Origin of the sequence: Roseivirga seohaensis (assembly GCF_001592945.1) — a bacterium.
In the GTDB taxonomy this organism is placed as follows: Bacteria; Bacteroidota; Bacteroidia; order Cytophagales; family Cyclobacteriaceae; genus Roseivirga; species Roseivirga seohaensis.
This window is the reverse complement of record NZ_LRPB01000023.1, coordinates 38,830-59,583: the sequence shown is the minus strand read 5'-3', so window position 1 is coordinate 59,583 and position 20,754 is coordinate 38,830. Positions and strand designations below refer to the sequence as shown.

General features: G+C 39.1%; 20 protein-coding genes. 2 read left to right on the top strand and 18 right to left on the bottom strand.

Going from position 1 to position 20,754, the window contains the following annotated elements:
* Window positions 1-5 precede the first annotated feature (5 nt).
* From AWW67_RS06755 to aspS, 7 genes are all read right to left on the bottom strand, one after another.
* Window positions 6-1,349, bottom strand: coding sequence for a peptidylprolyl isomerase (locus AWW67_RS06755; RefSeq protein WP_071387087.1), 1,344 nt, complete (start codon window positions 1,347-1,349; stop codon window positions 6-8).
* Complete coding sequence (locus AWW67_RS06750) at window positions 1,324-2,199, bottom strand: peptidylprolyl isomerase (protein ID WP_053222190.1); 876 nt, start codon at window positions 2,197-2,199, stop codon at window positions 1,324-1,326. The genes AWW67_RS06755 and AWW67_RS06750 overlap by 26 nt, the downstream gene beginning before the upstream one ends.
* On the bottom strand, window positions 2,186-4,102 hold the full coding sequence (locus AWW67_RS06745) for a peptidylprolyl isomerase (protein ID WP_082793994.1): 1,917 nt from the start codon (window positions 4,100-4,102) through the stop codon (window positions 2,186-2,188). Before AWW67_RS06745 ends, AWW67_RS06750 begins: the two co-directional genes overlap by 14 nt.
* Window positions 4,103-4,109: 7 nt before the next feature.
* Window positions 4,110-4,529, bottom strand: coding sequence for an ATP-binding protein (locus AWW67_RS06740; protein WP_071387068.1), 420 nt, complete (start codon window positions 4,527-4,529; stop codon window positions 4,110-4,112).
* Window positions 4,519-4,863 (bottom strand): STAS domain-containing protein, encoded by a 345-nt coding sequence (locus AWW67_RS06735; RefSeq protein ID WP_062300797.1) that lies wholly within the window; start codon window positions 4,861-4,863, stop codon window positions 4,519-4,521. The genes AWW67_RS06740 and AWW67_RS06735 overlap by 11 nt, the downstream gene beginning before the upstream one ends.
* A gap of 17 nt (window positions 4,864-4,880) precedes the next feature.
* Window positions 4,881-6,923 carry a GAF domain-containing SpoIIE family protein phosphatase gene (locus AWW67_RS06730; protein WP_071387086.1) on the bottom strand — a complete coding sequence of 681 codons (2,043 nt, stop codon included), beginning with the start codon at window positions 6,921-6,923 and terminating at the stop codon, window positions 4,881-4,883.
* Between the two features lie 105 nt (window positions 6,924-7,028).
* The gene (gene aspS, locus AWW67_RS06725) at window positions 7,029-8,774 is read right to left on the bottom strand and encodes an aspartate--tRNA ligase (RefSeq protein ID WP_062300795.1); all 1,746 of its coding nucleotides are present in this window, start codon (window positions 8,772-8,774) and stop codon (window positions 7,029-7,031) included.
* A gap of 154 nt (window positions 8,775-8,928) precedes the next feature.
* Here aspS and AWW67_RS06720 point away from each other — a divergent pair, with 154 nt between their 5' ends.
* Together AWW67_RS06720 and AWW67_RS06715 are read left to right on the top strand one after the other, a co-directional pair.
* Complete coding sequence (locus tag AWW67_RS06720) at window positions 8,929-9,378, top strand: nucleoside deaminase (protein ID WP_260311354.1); 450 nt, start codon at window positions 8,929-8,931, stop codon at window positions 9,376-9,378.
* A 31-nt stretch (window positions 9,379-9,409) separates the two neighbouring features.
* Entirely contained in the window at window positions 9,410-10,015 is a 606-nt protein-coding gene (locus tag AWW67_RS06715; RefSeq protein WP_053222184.1) for a superoxide dismutase, read from the top strand.
* Between the two features lie 126 nt (window positions 10,016-10,141).
* Here AWW67_RS06715 and AWW67_RS06710 read toward each other — a convergent pair whose 3' ends face one another.
* The 11 genes from AWW67_RS06710 to AWW67_RS06660 all read right to left on the bottom strand — a co-directional run bounded on the left by AWW67_RS06710 (window position 10,142) and on the right by AWW67_RS06660 (window position 20,748).
* Window positions 10,142-11,377, bottom strand: coding sequence for a cysteine desulfurase-like protein (locus tag AWW67_RS06710; RefSeq protein ID WP_062300793.1), 1,236 nt, complete (start codon window positions 11,375-11,377; stop codon window positions 10,142-10,144).
* A gap of 85 nt (window positions 11,378-11,462) precedes the next feature.
* Window positions 11,463-11,888 carry a DoxX family membrane protein gene (locus tag AWW67_RS06705; protein ID WP_062300792.1) on the bottom strand — a complete coding sequence of 142 codons (426 nt, stop codon included), beginning with the start codon at window positions 11,886-11,888 and terminating at the stop codon, window positions 11,463-11,465.
* A gap of 1 nt (window position 11,889) precedes the next feature.
* Window positions 11,890-12,345 carry a carboxymuconolactone decarboxylase family protein gene (locus AWW67_RS06700; protein WP_062300791.1) on the bottom strand — a complete coding sequence of 152 codons (456 nt, stop codon included), beginning with the start codon at window positions 12,343-12,345 and terminating at the stop codon, window positions 11,890-11,892.
* 80 nt (window positions 12,346-12,425) lie between these two features.
* Window positions 12,426-13,031, bottom strand: coding sequence for a Crp/Fnr family transcriptional regulator (locus AWW67_RS06695; protein ID WP_062300790.1), 606 nt, complete (start codon window positions 13,029-13,031; stop codon window positions 12,426-12,428).
* Between the two features lie 90 nt (window positions 13,032-13,121).
* Window positions 13,122-13,892 carry a hypothetical protein gene (locus AWW67_RS06690; protein WP_062300789.1) on the bottom strand — a complete coding sequence of 257 codons (771 nt, stop codon included), beginning with the start codon at window positions 13,890-13,892 and terminating at the stop codon, window positions 13,122-13,124.
* Window positions 13,893-13,990: 98 nt separating this feature from the next.
* Complete coding sequence (gene uvrB / locus AWW67_RS06685; RefSeq protein ID WP_062300788.1) at window positions 13,991-16,012, bottom strand: excinuclease ABC subunit UvrB; 2,022 nt, start codon at window positions 16,010-16,012, stop codon at window positions 13,991-13,993.
* Between the two features lie 75 nt (window positions 16,013-16,087).
* Window positions 16,088-16,777: a hypothetical protein gene (locus AWW67_RS06680; protein WP_062300787.1), complete on the bottom strand. Its 690-nt coding sequence runs from the start codon at window positions 16,775-16,777 to the stop codon at window positions 16,088-16,090.
* 96 nt (window positions 16,778-16,873) lie between these two features.
* On the bottom strand, window positions 16,874-17,641 hold the full coding sequence (locus tag AWW67_RS06675) for a shikimate dehydrogenase family protein (protein ID WP_062300786.1): 768 nt from the start codon (window positions 17,639-17,641) through the stop codon (window positions 16,874-16,876).
* Complete coding sequence (locus AWW67_RS06670; protein WP_053222174.1) at window positions 17,642-18,580, bottom strand: polyprenyl-phosphate transporter; 939 nt, start codon at window positions 18,578-18,580, stop codon at window positions 17,642-17,644.
* A 2-nt stretch (window positions 18,581-18,582) separates the two neighbouring features.
* Complete coding sequence (locus tag AWW67_RS06665) at window positions 18,583-19,344, bottom strand: phosphosulfolactate synthase (RefSeq protein ID WP_053222173.1); 762 nt, start codon at window positions 19,342-19,344, stop codon at window positions 18,583-18,585.
* Window positions 19,345-20,748, bottom strand: coding sequence for a tetratricopeptide repeat protein (locus tag AWW67_RS06660; protein WP_062300785.1), 1,404 nt, complete (start codon window positions 20,746-20,748; stop codon window positions 19,345-19,347).
* Between the last annotated feature and the right edge of the window lie 6 nt (window positions 20,749-20,754).

The window sequence follows — 20,754 nt, the reverse complement described above, 5'->3', positions numbered from 1 at the left end:
TCTTATTAGTTATTCGTTATGCCGCAACGGTTAAATTCAGGATCAACCATTACGTAAACTTCTTTCATTTTTTCTTTAATATACTCTCTTCTTTTTTGATCTTTCTTCATACCCAAAGTAGCTGCTCTTAACTTTTCGTAGTCATCAGTCATGTTGGCCCTATGTGGCCCTACTTTAGATTTGTAATATATGATTCTTACAGCTTTTGAGCCATCCAACATTTCAATGATTTCTGGCTTTGAAATATCACCTTCAGACATTTCATCAATGATAAAAAACATGGTTGGGTCTAAGTTCTCGGCTGAGATTTTATTGGTTCCAAACTGACCAGTCAAAAACCCACCATTTGCTTTTGTACCCTCATCATCTGAAAATTGTTTCGCAGCTGAGGCAAAAGTTATACTATCGGATAATATAAGGGTTCTAAGGCTATCTAATTCATTAGAAGTTCTTTGAATATCTTGCTCGGTTGGTTTAGGAGTAATTAAAATATGGCGTGAATTGTATTCGTTTCCACGCTTTTCTATAAGCTGAATGAGGTGAATTCCGAATTGGGAAACCACAGGCATAGAGATTTCGCCTGGCTTAAGCGCTAAGGCTCCCGCTTCGTAAGCAGGATCCATCTGGCCTCTTTTAGCAAGACCTAGATTACCACCATTGGGGCCACTTGGGCCTTCAGAGTTTTCAATGGCTAAGATTTCAAAATTTTCTCCATTCATAGCCCTTTCCCTAATTTTCATCAACTGATCTTTTACTTTTTGTACTTCAGCTTCGTTTGGCACAGGCTTTTTTACAATTACACCAATTTCAAATTCGGTGTTAAAAAGAGGTAAACTGTCTTTAGGAATATTATTGTAAAACTTACGGATTTCTGCCGGGGTAACCGTTACTGAACTTAAGATGAACTCTTCCTGAGCACTTACTTTTAATTGTTCTTCAACGTTGGGTCTTAATTCATCCATCAGTTGATCGATAGACTTTCCGTAAGCTTCTTCAATAGCGCGTTCCGAACCCATTTGCTGAACTATGTTTTGCATTCTCATTTGGAGCTCGTAATCTACCCTTCCTGCATCTACATCTACAGAATCTATCTCAGACATAGCAAGCATGAGTTTAGTTTCGATCATTTGCTCCAAAATTAAACAGCGGGCATCTCCTGTGAAGTTTGCAGCCTCGCCACTCGATAGAAATCCAGCGTAAGCCTGTTCAATTTCGCTTTTAAGAATAATGTGATTATCCACTTTGGCGATAATCTTATCTACTACTTCTTGCCCAAAAGTTATGTTGAGTGAAAGCACTGTAAACAGTATTGCTGCCAATCCTTTATTTATATATCTCGTAGTCCTCATTTTTTTTCGCTCTTTCATAAACTTTATTCTCCAGACTCTTGGCAATCTCTACCTTACGCTTGTTAATTATAATATTCTTGATGTCTTCCTTAACGTACTCCAATGGAGAAACCTGCTCAGACAGTTTGAATTCGTGAATTCTGAAAAGGTAAAGATATAGAGAATCTGATTCTTCAACGTATCGGTTTCTTCTTAGAAATTGAATCTTATTTTCAATAGTGGAAAAAGGTGAGTTTTTAGTTAAATCATCAAAGTTAATCCACGTAGAATCTTGTAGAGAAAAGTCGCTAGCAAATTGAAATCCATAAGATTTAAGCGACTCTAAGTCCTCTGGCCTATCGGATTTCATCCACCTTCTTACGTCTGCTTTCTTTTGTGCGGCCTGCAATATTTTTAAATATCGGCCTCTTAAAATATTTTGCCTAAGCTGAAAATTGTCAATATTGTCGCTGTAGTATTGCTTAATTTCTTCTTCGCTTACTTCTCGATTGAGCTGTTGCTCTACCATTAATTTTTGGTACTCATAAGAAATGAGCGTATAGCGGTAGGCTTCTACTTTTCTTTGAATTTCAGTCTGATCAATTTTGCTGTTGCTGGATGCTTCTCTAACAAACAATTCCTTCTTTATCCAAGTATCAATAAATCGCTCAGTGATTCTAGCACTGTCTTCTTCAGACATACTGGGGTCGGTTAAATCACTAATGTCTGTTTTATATAAAAAGGTATTGCCCACCCTTGCCACAAGGTTTTCGGTGTTGTCCATTTTGCTTTCAGATTCCATACCAAGAAACTCGCATGAGCTAACGGCAAGTAAAATGATAAGCAATATGTAGTATTTACCTTTTTTCATCAGAAGCAATTTGCTTCAATAGTTTTGTGTCAATTTCAATCCTATTGGCCTTTCTTAGAGATTTCACCCATTCTTTTTCTAACCAATCCTGATAGTCGGCCATAACAAGGCCTTTTATTTCTTCTAAACGATATAAACCTTTAGGGATTATTTCTTCAATGGCGTAAACTCGCTTTTCAGAAAGCTGACTGAAAAGAACATGTTCTTTCCAGTTTTGTGCGAAATTAGGTAAATCCTTTCGTTGATAAGTTCTTTTAGCAATTTTTAACGCACTAAATACTTCAGGCTCAAGCTGAGCTTTAAGTGCGTTTTCAAACGGAGTACTCTGATCCCATTTGAAAGTATCAACCACCTTTTCAAGACTTTCTGAATTGGCTGACTCAATAACCCAAACCGAAGCCCTTTCTGGAGCAACATAGTTTTTTTGGTTTGAGTTGAAATAGGAGTTAAGGCCGATGCTATCTTCTGCAGCTTTATTCCAAACCTCTTTTTCCATGATTTCGAAAAGCATTAAACCTTCTTTATACTCGTTGAGTAAAAATCCGTATTCTGGATATTTTTCTGGAGCGAGGCTGTCTTCGTAAAGAATGATTTGCTCGCGTTCAAACAACTTATAGCGGTTCCAAAGTGTGGTAACGGTAATTTGGTTTGCATTGCCCAACGATCTAAAGAATTCAGAATACAGGATTTCTTTATTGCCGATTTTAAAAACAGTTTGATTGTTGAGGCTGGCTAAATCTAAATTAGGTAAACCAACAGCAGCAATTTGGGCTATGGTATTTTGGAGTTTAGGTAAGTCTTGTTCAAACCCGTTTTCGTTTTTGAGTTTATTGACCAATACCTCTGGTGATAATTGATTTCTACCCGAACGTCTTATATTTTCAGAAATTTTCGTTCTCATTTCTTCCAATGAAGGCATTTCTTCTACGGCATCAAGGCGGATAATGTGCCAGCCATATGATGCCTCTAAAGGCGGAGCAATATCGCCAGGGGTTTCAATGCTGTAAGCAACTTTTAAAAATTCATCTGGTAATTCTCCAGTTCCCGCATAAGGTAGAGAACCTCCATTGAGCCGCGTTTGGCTATCATCTGTGTATTGTTTGCAAAGCGCTTTCCAGTCGCCTCCGTTTTGAATAGAATCGTAAATCGTTTTAATCAATTGGTTTCCACTTTCTCTTGAGCGGCCATTTTTAGTCAGAAAAATGTGTGAAGTTTTTACCCTGCCTTTGGCTAACCTCTTGTCGTTTACTTTAATGATATGATAACCGAACTGCGAACGGATAATTTTCGAAATACCACCTACGGGCGTTTCATAAGCCCCATTTTCAAAAGGGTAAACCATAGACATGGCAGTAAACCAGCCTAGGCTTCCACCATTTTTGGCCGATCCATCTTGTGAGTTGGTTTTAGCCAAGAGCGCAAAATCAGCTCCGTTTAGGGCTAAACTTCTTAGGCTGTCTGTTTTCTGATAAGCAGCCAAGGTATCCATAGGGTTGGATTCGTTGGCTATTCTGATAAGGATATGTGAAGCATTAACCTCATATTTTAGCCTATCATACACTTCTAAAATAAGCCCTTCTTCAGATACCGGGTTTTGTAAATAAGGCTTTTGAATTTGGGCGATGTATCCATTGTATTCATTCTGAAATGTTTCTGAATTACCAATACCAGCTTTTTTAGCCGCCAATACTTTCAGCTTAAAGTCAATATATTGGTTTAAATACTTTTCAAGCGAATCGTAAACTAAAGGTGTATTTGCCTTATGGTTTTTATTAAACTCATAAAGAAATTCGGCTTTAGAAATAGAAACACCATTGAGCTTAGCTATGCTTTGGCTTTCTTGAAAAGCCATAATTGGGGCAAAGGAATAGAAAAAGAAAGTGAATATTGCTAGAAAACGCATGACAGGGTTACTTTTCGAAAGTCACATTTTTGAACAAGCGCAAGGTGTTTTGATTCGGGCTTGAATCAAATTCTATTTTGTCCATGATTTTCTTCACCAACATAATGCCTACACCTCCCTTTTGTTTGGTACGGATTAAATCGCCCAAAATAGGTTCGTTGTATTTTATAATGTCGAAGGCAGCACCTTTGTCGATAATATCAAACCAAACACCTTCTTTATTAAAGCTGATGGAAATTTTGACGTAATCTTCAAGGTCTGAACATTGGCCATGGATAATAATGTTTGCACATACCTCATCCACTGCCAACACCATCATATTGGTTTCAATATCAGGCACAGAATGCTCATGTAACACTTTGGTTACAAATTTCCGCATTAACCTGAGTTTGTTTTTGCTGTAAGGTATGTTAAAACTATAAGCCATTTATTTCCGCTAAAGCTTCTTCTTTTGTTTTTCTAATTATAAGCAATTGGTCTAAGCCGAGTATGCCAAAAACTTTGAGCACTTTTTCGGATAGGCCGTAAATAATAAAGGTGGTATTGGTTTGATTAATTTCTTCGATGTAGGACATGAATACGCCCAGCCCAGCAGAAGAAATATAGTTAAGGTTAGTGCAATCTACTATGATATTACTATGGCTTTCGTCAAAAGCCGAGCGAAGCCCCTTGTCCAACTTTATGGAAGAACTGGCATCTGCATCTCCTGTTACGGCAATAGAGATATAATTGTTTTCATTGGTCTGTACAATTTCTAACATAAGCTTTTATACGTTCTTTATTTGAACTTGATCACCACCATAGTGTAGTCATCATTTAAATTTTTATCCTCGCAAAACTCAAAGAGCTTTTTAATAAATGTTTTTTGAATTGAAACCGCATCGTATTTGGCGTTTTCGGTCAATATTTTTTTCATCCTCTCGTATCCAAATTCCTCTCCAGAATGATTGGAAGCTTCAGAAATGCCATCGGTGTATAATACTATGATGTCATCTTTTTGGAAAGTCATTCTATTAACGAATACATAGTTTTTAAAACTGTCGTTACGTAAAATTCCTAACCCAAGTCCTTTGTTTTCAAGGAATTCGGCACTTGCGTTTTGGCTAGAATAGAAGAGCGTTGGGCAATGGCCAGCCCTAGAATATTCAACCGATCTACGCTCGGTATCAATCACAAAATAGGAAAGTGTGATGAATGAGGTTTTTTCTAAACAGCCACTCAAGGCTTTGTTGGCCTTTACCAAAAACTCATCGGGGGCAAGATCTAACTGAACCAAGCTTTGAAAAATGCCCTTCATTTGCGACATGTGGAAAGCGGCTGAGGTTCCTTTTCCAGAAACATCTCCAATAACCACAACAAACTTATGATCGCTCAGCTTAAAGGTATCATAATAATCACCCCCAACTTCATCTGGAGCCTGAGTATAAGCATGAATCTGGAAACAAGAATCGTGATCTAAGTTCTCGGGCAAAAGTGCTCGTTGTACTTTTTTGGCAATGTTAAGCTCTTTTTTATAACGTTCGTTTTCTAACGCTTCGCCTAATAGGCGGAAGTTTTCAATAGAAATGCTCGCTTGGCTGGCAAAAGTATTGATGATGTTAATCATCTCTTTGTTAAAGCCATCGCTCAGTTCGTTAAGCAAATACATGTGGCCTGCCACTTTTTCTTGAATTACTAAAGGAACAATAAGAACTGACCTGAAATTGGATTTCTTGAAAACAACTAAAGTTTGGTCTTGCTCTGTGGCCTTTGAAAGCGGGTTTTTAAGTACCGATTTTTGCTTACTTGTTTTGATTTGTTCTATTACCTCTAGTCGGTTTGTAGGGCTCAGATTTTTTCTTCTGATTTCTAACTCTTCAGTTTCTTGCTTGTTCCGATTGATTTCTAACCAGCCTGCATCAGCGTATACCGCACTCATTGAGCTGGTTAAGAGAATATCGAAAATCTGGTTTTCGTTCTCTCCTTGTTGAATAGATTGGCTTAAGCGCTGGAAGTTGATGGCTTCTTCCATCTTCTTCTCAAAAACAGATGAGGTAGGAAGGTTGAAAAGAATTACGAGAAGTGAGAAAATGCTATAAAAAAGCAAGAACACAAACAACGAAATAACAAAGAGGTTATCAATGGATTTTAGATTATCCATTGTGTCCTCACCGGGCACATAAATTGAGGTAAAGAAATAGCCAAGGTAAATCGTAATCAGTAAAATGAGCAAAATGCTTTTCCACTTTTGCTTAAAATTTAGGTAAGCTACCCACTTTAAGTTGGCCGATAGAATAAGGGCCATTAGCGTAATTATACCGAATAGAACTTTGAACAAATCACTGGTTTGAAGTTCTGCACCTGTGAGGTCGAAAAATATGGAAAGCAACACGATTCCTTCGAACACATTCCACCATAACACCAATCTTTTAGATTTTTGGTAGAGAATAAGCTTTTTCCATACAGTAAAAGTGGAAATCAGAAAAACAGAAACCATCCCAAACCTGAGGCTAAAAAGTACCTCCTCTAAGAATGGGTTTTTGGAAAGTGCAGAATCGGCAATAGAGCTGTTGAATAGTCCAATAGCAACGGAAACCAATGTGGCTACCAAGCCTATAGCAAACACTCGCCAGAGGTAATCTATAAAGTCTGTGCTTTCTAATCTTGTGATTCTAAGGCGGTAATACAGCACCAGAAAAACAAAAAAGAAGTCCATAATAAGGACAGGGACGACAGGGGAAATACCTAAATCGACATCGCTTCTGAAGGCCAAAACCTGCAAAACATCCAACAGCGTCATGATTAGCCAGAGCAGCAGGGCTACCACTAGGCTAATACGCATGTAGAATTTTTTTGTAAGCTTGGTTTTCATCAGTTTTTAGACGCGCCCGAATTTACGAATTTAACGCTACGGCCAAATCTTAAAACTAAACTTTAAGTAAACGGCTTATCTCAGGTTTATACCTAACTCTTTGAGTTGTGCTTCATCAATAGTAGAAGGCGAATCAATCATTACATCTCTGCCCGAAGTGTTTTTAGGGAAGGCAATGTAATCTCTGATGCTGTCTGAACCACCAAACATGGCGCACAGTCGATCGAAACCAAAGGCAATCCCACCGTGTGGAGGTGCACCATATTCGAAAGCGTCCATTAAAAAGCCGAACTGGGCTTTGGCTTCTTCCTCAGTAAAACCTAAGTGTTTAAACATCAGCTGCTGCGTTGCTCTGTCGTGAATTCTGATTGAACCACCACCAATTTCAACACCGTTAATGACTAAATCGTAAGCATTGGCTCTTACTTTTCCGGGGTCGGTATCGAGCAAAGCCATGTCTTCCGCTTTTGGCGAAGTGAATGGGTGGTGCATGGCGTGGAAACGCTCGGTTTCTTCATCCCATTCCAATAGAGGGAAATCGATTACCCAAAGTGGCTGAAAAGTATTTTTATCGCGTAAGCCCAATTCTTTACCCATGTGCAAACGCAATTCGCTCATTTGTTTACGGGTTTCGTTTGCGGTTCCGCTAAGTACTAAAATTAAGTCGCCAGCTTTTGCTCCAGCTTTATCTGCCCAAGCTTTTAAGTCTTCTTCAGAATAAAATTTATCTACTGAAGATTTGAAAGTGCCATCGGCATTGCATTTTACATACACCAAACCCTTGGCACCAATTTGTGGTCTTTTCACGAAATCAGTCAGGGCGTCTAATTGCTTACGGGTGTATTCGGCACAACCTTCGGCACAAATTCCAACCACCAATTCTGCCTGATCGAAAATGCTAAAACCTTTGTTTTGTGCTAGCTCGTTCAGTTCAACAAACTCCATCCCAAAACGGATGTCGGGTTTGTCGTTGCCGTATTTGCGCATGGCATCGGCATAAGTCATGTGAGGGAAGTCGCCCAACTCTACACCTCTTACGGCAGAGAACATGTGGCGGGTCATGCCTTCGAATGTATTCAGAATGTCTTCTTGATTTACGAAAGACATTTCGCAGTCTATTTGAGTAAACTCAGGCTGACGATCGGCCCTAAGGTCTTCGTCTCTAAAGCATTTTACGATTTGAAAATACCTGTCGAAACCAGAAACCATCAGCAATTGCTTAAAGGTTTGTGGCGATTGAGGCAGCGCATAAAATTCGCCTTGGTTCATTCTAGAAGGCACCACAAAATCACGAGCTCCTTCTGGCGTAGACTTGATTAAAACAGGCGTTTCAACCTCAATAAAGTCTTGTTCGGCTAAGTAATTACGAACAGCCATGGCCAGTTTAGAGCGCAATTGCAGTTTGCTGCGCACTTCGTTTCTTCGTAAATCCAAATAGCGGTATTTCATTCTGAGTTCTTCACCTCCATCGGTGTCGTCTTCAATAATGAAAGGAGGTACTTTTGAACCATTCAAAATTTCTAGGCTTTCTACTTTAATTTCGATGCTTCCTGTAGGAATGTTATCGTTTTTAGAATAGCGTTCCACCACGGTTCCTGTTGCTTTCACAACGAATTCGCGCCCTAGTTTTCTGGCTGTTTCCAACACTTCGGCAGGTGTACTTCCTTCTTCAAAAGAAAGCTGAGTAATTCCGTATCGGTCTCTTAAGTCGGTCCACATAAGGCCGCCTTTATCGCGCGACCGCTGTACCCAACCACAAAGTGTAACTTGCTCGTTGCAATTGCTTTCTCTTAATTCGCCACAGGTATGCGTTCTTAACATGGTATGCTTTCGTAAAATTGAGCCGCAAATTTAGTAATTGTTTTAGCAAATGGGGCTAATATTAGGCTTCAATCGAAAGAGACTTTTAATCTTTACTTATTCTGAAAAGATTTTCGCTTTCAATAGCCCTTTGGCTAAATAAAACGTTTGAACTTTGGAACTATCAGTACATAAAGACGAGTTTTTCATGGGTGAGGCTTTAAAGCAAGCCCAAATGGCTTTCGACAGGGGAGAAGTCCCTGTTGGAGCGGTGGTAGTCGCTGAAAAACGAATAATTGCTCGAGCGTATAATCAAACTGAGCAATTGAATGATGTTACTGCCCATGCAGAAATGCTGGCACTTACTTCGGCCTTTAATTATTTGGGGGCAAAATACTTAAAAGAGTGTACTTTGTATGTTACGTTAGAGCCTTGTGTAATGTGTGCTGGAGCTCAATATTGGGCGCAACTTGGCAAATTGGTATACGGAGCCAAGGATATTCGAAGAGGATACAGTATTCATGACAGAAACTTGCTACATCCTAAAACAGAAGTGGTAGGTGGCTTGTTTGCTTTAGAGAGCGAAGCGCTTATGAAATCGTTTTTCGCTAAATTGAGACCATAAATTTTTGTTCAACATATAATCATAAATAAACATGGCATTTAAACTTCCAGATTTACCATATGCATTTGACGCGCTTGAACCGCACGTAGATGCAAGAACGATGGAAATTCATCACGATAAACATCATGCAGGTTATACTAACAACCTGAATGCAGCAATTGAAGGTACTGAAATGGAGGGCAAAAGTATTGAAGAGCTTTTGGCCAATCATATGGACAATGCAGCAGTAAGAAATAACGGTGGTGGTTATTATAACCACGATCTTTTTTGGAAAGTAATGTCTCCAAATGGTGGAGGTAAGCCTTCTGGCGATTTAGCCGCAGCAATCGATTCAGCTTTTGGTTCTTTCGATGGCTTTAAAGATGCTTTCTCAAAAGCAGCAGCGACAAGATTTGGTTCTGGCTGGGCTTGGCTTTGTGTTCACCCAGGAGGCAAAGTAGAAGTTTGCTCTTCTCCTAACCAAGATAACCCAATGATGCCAAATGTAGGCTGTGGTGGAAAACCAATTTTAGGCCTTGATGTTTGGGAACACGCTTATTACTTGAACTACCAAAACAGAAGACCTGATTATATTAGTGCTTTCTTTAACGTAATTAACTGGGACGAAGTAACCAGAAGATACAACGAAGGAAAGTAAAATTCTAAAATCTTGATGAATTCAAAACCACCTCTGAAAAGGGGTGGTTTTTTGTTTTATTGCAAACCTTCTTGAATTTTAAAGTGGTCAAATTCCACCACTTTAAAATTTTGAGCAATTCATTTTTTATAAAACCACTTCCAAAACCCCAATCAATCTATCCACTTCTTCCAGTGTATTGTAATGCACAAAGCTGACGCGAACTGGGCCGCCTTTGGCTTCTAAGTTGAGAGATTGCACCAGTTTTTTGGCATAGAAATCACCGAAACGAATACCGATACGGTGCGGGTCAACTTGCTTAACAATGGCTTCGCTTTTTAAAGTATCATGATGAAAAGCAATGGTGGACACTCTTCTTTTCTGATCCCCATTTTGTACGCCAAGAATGGTAACCGAGTCTTTGGTTTTTAGAAAATCCATAAAACGATTGGCCAACGCTTCTTCATGGGCGGCAAACAAATCGAAGCTTTTCTGAAATTTCAATTGGTCATCTGCCTTGGTGTCATTTGTATAATGATGGTCGTGAACATCTCTCAAATATTCCGTAAGCCCAGCCATGCTGTAGGTCAGTTCAAAATTCTTATTGCCAGGCTGAAGTTTGTAGGGTACTTCTTTAATAAAGTAGTGGTTAATTCCTGCCATAGCCTCCAGAATTTCTAGTTTTCCATACATCAAAGCGCAATGTGGGCCATACACTTTATAGCAACTGAATACATAAAAATCGACATCCAAAGCCTGCACATCTACCAAACGATGAGGGGCCAGGGCAACGCCATCCACACAGAATAAAGCACCTGCTTGATGCACCACTTTGGCTACTTCGGCAATTGGGTTAATAGTGCCCAAAATATTCGAGGCATGCACCATGGTCACCAGTTTCGTTTTGGCAGAAAGCAATTGCTTTAAGTCTTCAATTTCAAACTCTAGGCTTTCTGGGTTTACCTCCCAAATTTTGACGACAATGCCTTTTTCTTGTAAATCCATCCAAGGAGAACAGTTAGATTCATGTTCGGAATTGGTGGTGATTACCTCGTCTCCAGCTTTCCATGCTTTTGAAAGCGTTAGGCTCAAAAGCCTGAACATCATGGTGGAGGAATGCCCCATCACGATTTCTTTAGGGTCTTTGGCATTCACAAGCTTGGCCATTTCGTTGGTAGCGAAACCCACTTTCTCTCCCGCTAGGCGCGAAATTTCATAAGAAGCTCCGTGCTGTACATCGTAGTTCAGCAGGTATTCAGAAATTCTTTCCACAACAGGTTTTAGGGTTTGAGAACCACCTGCGTTATCCATATAGACAAAACCACTGCTAAGCGCAGGGAAGTAACTTCTAACAAAATCGAGATCGAGTTGAGGATTGTTCATAGACTGGCAATTAAATCGATAATATAACAAAGGGTAGCGATCTCTGCTACCCTTTGTTTTTAAATGGCGAACAAGTTGAAACCTTTTACTTTTTCCCAGTTAATTGGTCTATTTCTAAAAAGGGTTCTTTGATTAAAGAAAGCCCAAATGCAGCAGCAGCGGCTGAAAACACTGAATAGTCAAGCGGGGCTTTTAGACCAAATGAAAAGACCATGGATAACCCAAAAACCAGAAGCAGAACACCACTCAATTGAGCAGTAAGCTTGGTTTTAAAACCTAGGATAAGAAGTATTGCAAATATGACTTCTAGAATAGTGGCGCTCCAACCCATAAAGGGCACTAAACTTTCGGGTGCCCATGGAACCATACTTCCTGTATAAGCCAAAAAAGCCTCCATATTTCCCCAAGTTGAAATTTCTTCAGGCCAAAACCCAAACCTGTCGGCTACTGCGGAAAGGAATGCCATGCTTAAGGCAAGTCTCAAGAATACTTTTATCCAGTGTGCTTTCATACTATTTTTGGTTTACTCGGTGTTTTCCAGGCTCAAACCTAAAAGCATCCATCAGTCTATTCCATGTATTGATCTGAGCAATGGCTAAGGTAAGGTTAGCAATCTCTTTTCTGGAGAAAAATTTTCCCAAGTTTTCAATATCCTCATCACTTACTTCATTCTTACTCAGCAGTGTTAGTTTTTCCGCATAGCTTAATACCGCCCTTTCTTTATTAGAATAATATGGAGCTTCTCTCCATGCCGAAATTGAATAGAGCTTGAGTTCTGTTTCGCCAGCGGCAATAGCTTCTTTGTAATGCATATCCAAACAGTATACACAATGGTTAATTTGAGAAACCCGGAATTTCATTAAGCCTAAAAGCTTCTGGTCAAAACCACATGATTTTAGATACTCTTCTATTCCAAATACTGATTCGTACAGCCCTTGGGGTAATTCTGAATGTGAAAATCGTTGCATAATTTCTAGCGTTTTGTGATAACACAAATCTCGCAACGGTGAGCTGGCTAATACTTAAACCAGTTTAAGAAAATAGATTTTCACTCTCCCTTCTTCTTTTTCTTGGCTTTAATCATGCTGAAGAACTCTGGGGTAAAGCCCAAATAGGAAGCCAGCATTTTTTGAGGTACTCGTTGAGCAAAAGGCCCAGTGGCATTATTAAAATTGTCGAGCATTTCTTCCCTACTCAGGTTGAAAATCAATTGTAAGCGATTAAGAGATGCAATCAATGTTTTTTCGGCTATAATCCTAAATAGCCTTTCTACTTTTGGCACTTTTAGGTAGAGTGCTTCCATTTTGGCTTTATCTAGTTTTAGAAGTTCGGCATCTTCTAATGCCTGAATATAATGTTGGGAAGGCTTTTCGTTCACAAAACTATCGTGCTCAGTAATCCACCAGTTTTCAATGGCAAAAAGAAGGGTTTGTTCAATGCCCTTTTCATTAAAATAGAAGGTTCTTAAACAGCCACTAAGAATAAAATATTGAGCGCGACAAACTTGATCGGGCTCCAAAAGAAACTTCTTTTTCTCGATTGTGACCTTTTCTAAATGCTTCAGAAATATTTCGAACTCATTTTCATCGAAAACTACATAGCGGTTAAGGTAGTTTTTGAGGGCTTCTTTTTCTGCTTCTGAAATGGAGTTCATGCCAACAAATTAAACAGAGTTTGGGTCGAAAAAAACAAAAAAAGGGATGCTTTTGACACCCCTTTCTCTCAAACAAAAATTCAAAACCTATCAGTGTAATTTCTTAGCTATCAAATCGATTTTGGGCTTTGCATCTTCTCTACCCAATTCCAGTGCTTTTTGATAATTTTCTAAAGCCTGTTTGTAGGTAGATTTTTTCTTGCTAGGCGCCAATTTTGTTCTCTGTGCGGCAAGAGCATAAGCCTCGCCTCTGGTGAAATAGGAGTCTGCCTCACTAATTTGGAAGGCCGATTTCATGGCTGAAATTTGCTGATCCAAAAGTTCTAATTCCATTGTTTTTGCTTCAATCATTTCATCTTGGCTTAAGATGGTTTCCGCCTGAATACTATTCAATGCTACCAACTTTTGATTGTTATTGGTTTCTGTATCTAATCTAGCCTCTAAAAGAGCAATGTCATTCTTTTGCGATTCAAACTCGGCCTTTAGCTTTTTTAAGCTATTGGCATAATTGTTTTGAGCCGTTGTCGAGTTTTTTAATGACTTTTCTAAACTTGAAATCTGCAAAGAGGTTTGCGCTATGTAAGATTTCAGTTCAGTTAAATGAGCAATGAAGTCTTCTTGAGAATCACTATTCTCTAAAGTTACTCTGAGCATTTTTCTACCCAAATCAATTGAATCCATTAATGTCATGGCCTTGAATAGAGTAGCAGATGTTTTTTGACTACTTTTTATTTCTAAAGAAAGGCTGTCTATTTTGGCAATAAGGCTTGAGTTTTCATTCATCAATACTTCTTTCTCTTTTTCATTAGAGCAACTGAACAATGTCAAGATGAATACTCCAATGATAATATGCTGTTTCATGTTTTATTTTCTGTGTTTGAGCCATTTGACGTGGATTTTACAAAAGGTCACAGAAAGAGAATGGAAATATTTTTGAATGAGAAGATGGCTGGAAATGATTATTTCTTTCTAAGTAATTCCTTCAGTTCAGCAAGTTCATCGCGCAATCTGGCAGCCTCAATAAAATCAAGTTCTTTGGCAGCCTTTTCCATCGATTTTTGGGTTTTCTGAATCATTTTTTCCAAACCTTCTTTGCCCATATAAGCCACGACAGGGTCGGCAGCTACTGAAATACTTTCGCTTTCAGCATAGTAGTTCTTTTTCTGTTTTCTTGAATCGGCCACCGAAGTTTGATTCATAATGGCTTCTTTCGATTTCTTGACGGTGGTTGGAGTAATTCCGTGTTCCTCATTATAAGCTTGCTGAATCGCCCTTCTTCTTCGGGTTTCGTCAATAGCGCGCTGCATGGAAACCGTGGTTCGGTCGGCATACATGATTACCATGCCATTTTGGTTTCGGGCCGCACGGCCAATGGTTTGCACTAAAGAGCGTTCGTTTCGCAAAAAGCCTTCTTTATCGGCATCTAAAATGGCCACCAATGAAACCTCTGGTAAATCAAGCCCTTCCCTTAATAAGTTTACGCCTACCAGTACATCGAAAATGCCTAGCCTTAATTCACGAAGAATTTCAACCCGGTCCAGTGAACTTACTTCTGAGTGAATATAACGCACCTTTACGTTGGCCCTTTCCAAGTATTTGGACAGTTCTTCTGCCATTCTTTTGGTTAAAGTTGTAATGAGTACGCGCTCTTCTTTCTTAACTCTAATATCAATTTCTTCCAGAATATCATCGATCTGGTTAGGGCTTGGCCTCACTTCAATGATAGGATCAAGTAAGCCCGTTGGACGAATTACCTGCTCTACTACTTCGCCTTGGGTTAGGTTGAGCTCATAATCGGCAGGGGTAGCGCTTACGTAAATGGTTTGCTTGGCCAGCCCTTCAAATTCGTCAAATTTTAGCGGGCGATTGTCCATGGCTGATGGTAGTCTGAAGCCGTATTCCACCAAGTTTTCTTTTCTAGACCTATCGCCTCCCCACATGGCACGCACCTGAGGTAAGGTTACATGGCTTTCGTCAATTACCATCAGGAAGTCTTCTGGAAAGTAATCGAGCAAACAGAAAGGCCGTTGCCCCCTTTGGCGTCTGTCGAAATAGCGTGAGTAATTTTCTACCCCAGAACAATAACCCAATTCCCTCATCATTTCCAGATCAAATTCAGTACGCTCTTTTAGGCGCTTGGCCTCTAAAAATTTACCGTCATCTTCAAACTGGTGGAGGCGCTCTACCAAGTCATTCTGAATTTCATGAATGGCTTGATTCAACACATCTTTTCCTGTTACAAAAAGGTTAGCAGGAAAAATAGTGATGATTTTTTCGTCCGAAATTTTCATTCCAGATACTGGGTCAATCATTTGAATGGCCTCAATTTCATCGCCCCAGAAGTAAATTCGATAAGCGAAATCACCATAAGCAATGAAAATATCTACCGTATCGCCCTTTACACGGAATGTGCCTCGCTTAAATTCCGCTTCGGTTCGGCTATACAGAATGTCAACAAAAGCAAAAAGGAGTTTGTTGCGCGAAATTGTATCACCTACTTGTAGTGTAATTACATTTTTACCAAACTCTTCTGGATTTCCTATACCATAGATGCATGAAACGGAAGCCACCACAATTACATCTCTTCGACCAGTAAGTAAAGATGAAGTGGCGCTGAGTCTCAGTTTTTCAATTTCTTCGTTTATGGAAAGATCCTTTTCTATATAAAGGTTACTACCTGGAATAAAGGCTTCTGGTTGATAATAATCGTAGTAGGAAATAAAATACTCTACAGCATTGTCTGGAAAGAATTGCTTGAACTCTCCATAAAGCTGGGCGGCCAAAGTTTTGTTATGGCTTAAGATTAGAGTAGGTTTTTGAACCTCCTGAATAAGGTTAGCAATGGTAAAGGTTTTTCCAGAACCCGTAACACCCAAAAGTACTTGGCTGGCCTCGCCTGCATTAACGCCTTCGGCTAAGGCCTTGATGGCCGCAGGTTGGTCGCCAGTAGGAACAAAGTCAGAGGTAATCTTAAAATCCATAGAGTAAAACTAACATCAATTATTAGTTTTGAGTTTACGAATTGAAAAAATACTCAGCTTTGGGCATTCACGAGCTTAAAATGTGTATTTCAATTTTGGTGTAAACGTTACTGTTTCAAACCAACCTAAGCTTGTAGTGTGATATATTCTCGATTGTATTCCCACTTGGAAATTTCCTGATTTATAGAAGTAGTACTCAGCGCCCACAAAAATACCAGCATCAATAAGGTTAGAGTTACTGGCGTTTCTTTCTTGAATAGAAATCAAATAAGCATCCATTTGTGAGTTGTTAACATTGGCTGCGTAGTAGTATTCTATTTCTTGCATTTGAGGACTAATGAAGAAAGTACCTGCCGTAAAAATGAGTTTTTCATTTATTTTTCTTTTGTAGAAGAGGCTGAACATTTCGTTAATATGGCGGAGCTTGAAGTCTGAGATTTCTACGAAGGTATTTTGGTTAATATATTGGCCGTATTTTTTCACACCAATATGAGACTCTCTATCGTAGCTTATTCCGATCGAAGCCTTACTAGACTTAATATTCCACTGGAATTCGATCCCACCAATGCTACCGAAGAATTTTTTATTCTTAATAGCCACGAATCCAGCTGGAACCTGATTAGGAGGTTGCTCATAATCTAACTGAAAGTTGCCAGCAAGACCATAATTCACGTTAAGTTCAAAAGTGTTTTTTGAATATTCTTGTGCGTATGATGCGTGACAAAGGATAAGAAGCAATACGAGTAAAAAAGATACTTTTGTCATTTATTTATATTTTTAATCAAATAAATAAAATTTGATTTAGTATCCAAAGATTTATTGCTTATCGATCGCGATATTCATCTTATATTGAGAAAGGATTTACCTATTCCAAATCTCCCATGCGGCTTCCGCTTGCCCGTGTAGCATTTCCAATCCATTTTTTACCCAGCATTTGGCTTCAATTCCTTTTTGCATAAATGCTGTTACTAAAGGATTATACACCAGATCATATAGGAAATGATCAGATGTCAATTGCTGGTAAGGTAAGTCAGGAAGCTCGTCTGTTTTGGGAGCCATGCCGAGTGGCGTAGTATTAATGATGAGTTGGTATGTGTTGAGGTGCTGAGGTGTTAAAGTGTTGGAGTGCTGGGGTGTGGATGTGCTGAAGTCTTGGTATGAAAGTTCATCTGTTTGTGGATTGCGGGAGACCAGTTTGAATTGAATATCTAAGTCTGAAAGGGTAGTTTGAACGGCTTTTGAAGCTCCACCTGTTCCAAGAATCAAAGCGTTTTCGGGCATAGGGTTGGCTCCGATAAACTTTACCAACGAAGTTTTAAATCCTAAATAATCGGTATTGAAACCCTTCAGTTTTCCATTCTGAATTTTGATAGTGTTTACTGCGCCAATTGCTGCCGCTTTTTCATCAATTTCATCAAGAAATTTCATTACCGATTCCTTGTATGGAATGGTAACATTAATACCTTCTAAGCCTTTAGTGTTTTTTACTAAGGCAGGAAATTCCTCAATATCTTCGAGAGGATAAAGCTCATATTCGGCCTTAATCCCTTCTTTTTCGAATTTATCTGAGAAGTGTTTTTTCGAAAATGAATGGCCGAGAGGGTAACCGATCAGTCCAAATTTCCGCATTTAATTTTTTGGGTTTAGTGCAGCTGCAACCCTATCCATTGCCAATACAACAAGAAAGCCCGCAGCAGCAAATAAAATAGCTTCTAAAAAGAAAGGTTCGGCACCAGTTTTTCCATAGTACTGGTTAGGCAAAACATTAACTTGAACCAAAGGCTTTAAGTCGCCATGGCGATCAATATACGTTTCAATGGCCTCTTTCCACGGCCATACTTTGTTAAGTGAACCAATCATAAAACCAGACAAAACACCAATTGTAATGTTGTGGTATTTTTTGAAAAGCCAACTTACCAAACGGGCAAAGCTTAATAAGCCTATTATACAGCCCAAGCCAAAAATGGCAATATCTACAACTCTAAACTCTTTAACAGCCGAGAGAATGAACTCGTATTTTCCGAAAATGAGCAAAATGAATGACCCAGAAATTCCAGGTAATATCATTGCGCAAATAGCTACTGCTCCAGCTATAAATAAAAACCAAGAAGATTCAGGGGTTTCAGCCGGAGTAGCCGAAGTAATAAAATAAGCAATAGCAATACCTAAGGCAATGGCTACAAAAACGCCAATATTCCAATGTTTAATTTCCCTAAGAATAATAAGGGCCGAAATAACAATTAGCCCAAAAAAGAAAGACCAAACTTGAATAGGGTACTCAGCCAATAAATGGGTAATTACTTTAGCTAAGGTAAGTACACTGGTGGCAATTCCGGCCAAAAGCGGTAACAAGAAGTTTCCGTTAACGTGTTTCCAAAGCGCTTTAATTTGAAATTTCTTCAAGTATTGTAATGCTTGAAGGTCGACACTGCGAATAGCGTTTAATAGTGTTTCGTAAATGCCAGTAATGAAAGCAATTGTTCCTCCTGAAACGCCAGGAACTACATCGGCACTTCCCATGGCAATACCTTTAAAGTAGAGAAGAATGAGCTCCTTAATATTCTTCATTCTTATTTATCCAGAAAGTGATTGAAAGTATCTCCTCTTAAACCCAAACGGATTGTTTCCAATGGAATTAGTTCTTCTGGTGCAATATTTCCAAGGTTTACATTGGCGCCCACCAGCTTAATAAAGTACACTTGTTGCGCTTTTTGTGGAGCTTCCCAAATAATTCTTTCAAAAGGAATCTTAGTTAGAATTTCTTGAACCAAGCCTGAACGAACCTCTCCGCTTGACCTGAAAAGACCAACATTACCTCCTTCACGTGCTTCGCCAATTACCTTCCAAGCACCAGCGTCTAGTTCTTTCTGCATCAGCTCGATCCATTTATACGGAGGAATAATTTTTTCCTCGTCTTTAGATCCAACTTCTGAAAGTACAGTAACTTGTTTCGATAGTTCAGTGATGTATTCACACTTTTTATCGTGATCCATTTCTACAGAACCATCAGAAACCTCGGCAAATGGTACTTGAAATTTGTCTAATAATTTTCTGTAATCGTCAAATTGGTTTCTTACAGCAAAGGCTTCGAAAAGCGTACCTCCAAAGTAAAAGGGAATTCCAGCAGCTCTGTATACATTCAGTTTATCTTGTAGGTTGGCAGTAACATATGAGGTAGCCCAGCCTAATTTGATAATGTCTACATGATTAGCTCCTACGCTAAGAAAATCTTCGGCTTGCCTTACACTTAGGCCTTTGTCCATTACCATGGTGAAGCCTTTTTCTCTTGGTTTTTGTGTCCTTTCGGGCACGTTCTCTAAAAAGTAGTGCATTTAAATTTTGTTTCGGTGCTGATCAATGATCTTAAATAATGCTTTTTGGGTTTCAATTTTAGGAAAGAAATCGAAAAGCACTTCGTGATTTTCAAAGTCCAAAATTAAAGCATTTTCTAGATAAGTAAAGGCTTCTTTGTATCTACCTGCCGATATTTGGTAAACTACCATTCTGTACATTAAATCAGAATTTTCTGGAAGTTCTTCCAAAGCCCTATCAATCAATTCGATGGCTTTAATGTGTTCGCCTTGCTCATAATAAATAAGCGACCAATCAAGCCAAATCATTTCGTTGTTGGGTTCTAGCATTGCCGCCTCTTGATAAGCTTCAAAGCTAGAAACTACATTACCCACATGCTGTTCGGCATCGGCTATGGCCAACCAATAATTGGCATTTTCTGGATCGAGCTTAAGTGCTTTGTTAAAGAAATGAATGGCCTCATAGTACTTGTCTTGTTCAGAGAGACAACAACCTATTCCATACCAAGCATCTTCATAAAACTGATCTAGTTTTGTAGATTTTCGGTAATACTTCATGGCCAACTCGTATTGCTCGAGTTTTTCATAGGCAGTACCAATGCAGCAATAAGTTTCTGCCGATGGCCCTTCATTTGTAAGCGTATTTTTATACGCCTCCAGAGCTTCATCAAACTTATCGAGGTTCATATAGGAGTTGCCCATATTGAACCAAGCTGATGAAAAAGTGTCGTCAATTACTAGGGCGTAATCATAAGCTTTTATCGCTTCTTCGTAGCGTTCTAGCTTATTCAATACAATTCCCAAATTGTACCAAGCATAGGTAGAATAGGGGTCTTGATCGATAAACTGCTTATAGTAGTCAACGCTATCTTCCAGCTTGCCAGTTACATCTAGGCAATAGGCAAGTTCATAAAGTGCGCTTTCGTGGTTTAAGTTTAGCTCGATAGCCTTTTTGTAATTACCAATTGCCTCTTCGTATTTTGAATTGGTTTGGTAGGTAAGGCCTATGTTATAATACACTTCCGATTTATCTTCGGCATAATCTAGCGTGTTCAGCAAGAGCTCAACGGCTTTTTCGTATTCTCCCAAAAAGGAATAGATAGTTCCTTTTACGGTGTTTAATTCCACATCATTTGGATGCAAATTTTGAGCTTCATCAATTACCCTAAGGGCTTCTTGATAATTTTCTTTACCAATGTAGCATTGCGACATTAGTAAACTTATTTCTTGAGAAAACGGGAATTGATCGATGGCAAGCTTGCATGCTTTTAAGCCCTTACCAAATTGAAGGTGATCGATATAATACTGAATAATAGTTTCGTATTCAGTGATATCGAAAAAATTATATGTCTTTTGCTTGAGTTGCTCTTCGAATTTCTTGATCAGCCCACGTTCCTCTTCTCTGCTAGGATAGTCTTCTTGCATCTATTT

Excerpts from the sequence above, each read along its gene's own strand:
- uvrB (WP_062300788.1), bottom strand. The coding sequence starts at position 16,012 with ATGGATTTTAAGATTACCTCTGACTTTGTTCCTACTGGCGACCAACCT.
- AWW67_RS06665 (WP_053222173.1), bottom strand. The coding sequence starts at position 19,344 with ATGCACTACTTTTTAGAGAACGTGCCCGAAAGGACACAAAAACCAAGA.
- AWW67_RS06670 (WP_053222174.1), bottom strand. The coding sequence starts at position 18,580 with ATGAAGAATATTAAGGAGCTCATTCTTCTCTACTTTAAAGGTATTGCC.
- AWW67_RS06735 (WP_062300797.1), bottom strand. The coding sequence starts at position 4,863 with ATGTTAGAAATTGTACAGACCAATGAAAACAATTATATCTCTATTGCC.
- AWW67_RS06755 (WP_071387087.1), bottom strand. The coding sequence starts at position 1,349 with ATGAGGACTACGAGATATATAAATAAAGGATTGGCAGCAATACTGTTT.
- AWW67_RS06695 (WP_062300790.1), bottom strand. The coding sequence starts at position 13,031 with ATGAACTCCATTTCAGAAGCAGAAAAAGAAGCCCTCAAAAACTACCTT.
- AWW67_RS06680 (WP_062300787.1), bottom strand. The coding sequence starts at position 16,777 with ATGACAAAAGTATCTTTTTTACTCGTATTGCTTCTTATCCTTTGTCAC.
- AWW67_RS06690 (WP_062300789.1), bottom strand. The coding sequence starts at position 13,892 with ATGAAACAGCATATTATCATTGGAGTATTCATCTTGACATTGTTCAGT.
- AWW67_RS06710 (WP_062300793.1), bottom strand. The coding sequence starts at position 11,377 with ATGAACAATCCTCAACTCGATCTCGATTTTGTTAGAAGTTACTTCCCT.
- AWW67_RS06700 (WP_062300791.1), bottom strand. The coding sequence starts at position 12,345 with ATGCAACGATTTTCACATTCAGAATTACCCCAAGGGCTGTACGAATCA.
- AWW67_RS06705 (WP_062300792.1), bottom strand. The coding sequence starts at position 11,888 with ATGAAAGCACACTGGATAAAAGTATTCTTGAGACTTGCCTTAAGCATG.
- AWW67_RS06715 (WP_053222184.1), top strand. The coding sequence starts at position 9,410 with ATGGCATTTAAACTTCCAGATTTACCATATGCATTTGACGCGCTTGAA.
- AWW67_RS06750 (WP_053222190.1), bottom strand. The coding sequence starts at position 2,199 with ATGAAAAAAGGTAAATACTACATATTGCTTATCATTTTACTTGCCGTT.
- AWW67_RS06660 (WP_062300785.1), bottom strand. The coding sequence starts at position 20,748 with ATGCAAGAAGACTATCCTAGCAGAGAAGAGGAACGTGGGCTGATCAAG.
- AWW67_RS06740 (WP_071387068.1), bottom strand. The coding sequence starts at position 4,529 with ATGGCTTATAGTTTTAACATACCTTACAGCAAAAACAAACTCAGGTTA.
- aspS (WP_062300795.1), bottom strand. The coding sequence starts at position 8,774 with ATGTTAAGAACGCATACCTGTGGCGAATTAAGAGAAAGCAATTGCAAC.
- AWW67_RS06745 (WP_082793994.1), bottom strand. The coding sequence starts at position 4,102 with ATGCGTTTTCTAGCAATATTCACTTTCTTTTTCTATTCCTTTGCCCCA.
- AWW67_RS06675 (WP_062300786.1), bottom strand. The coding sequence starts at position 17,641 with ATGCGGAAATTTGGACTGATCGGTTACCCTCTCGGCCATTCATTTTCG.
- AWW67_RS06730 (WP_071387086.1), bottom strand. The coding sequence starts at position 6,923 with ATGCGTATTAGCCTAGTGGTAGCCCTGCTGCTCTGGCTAATCATGACG.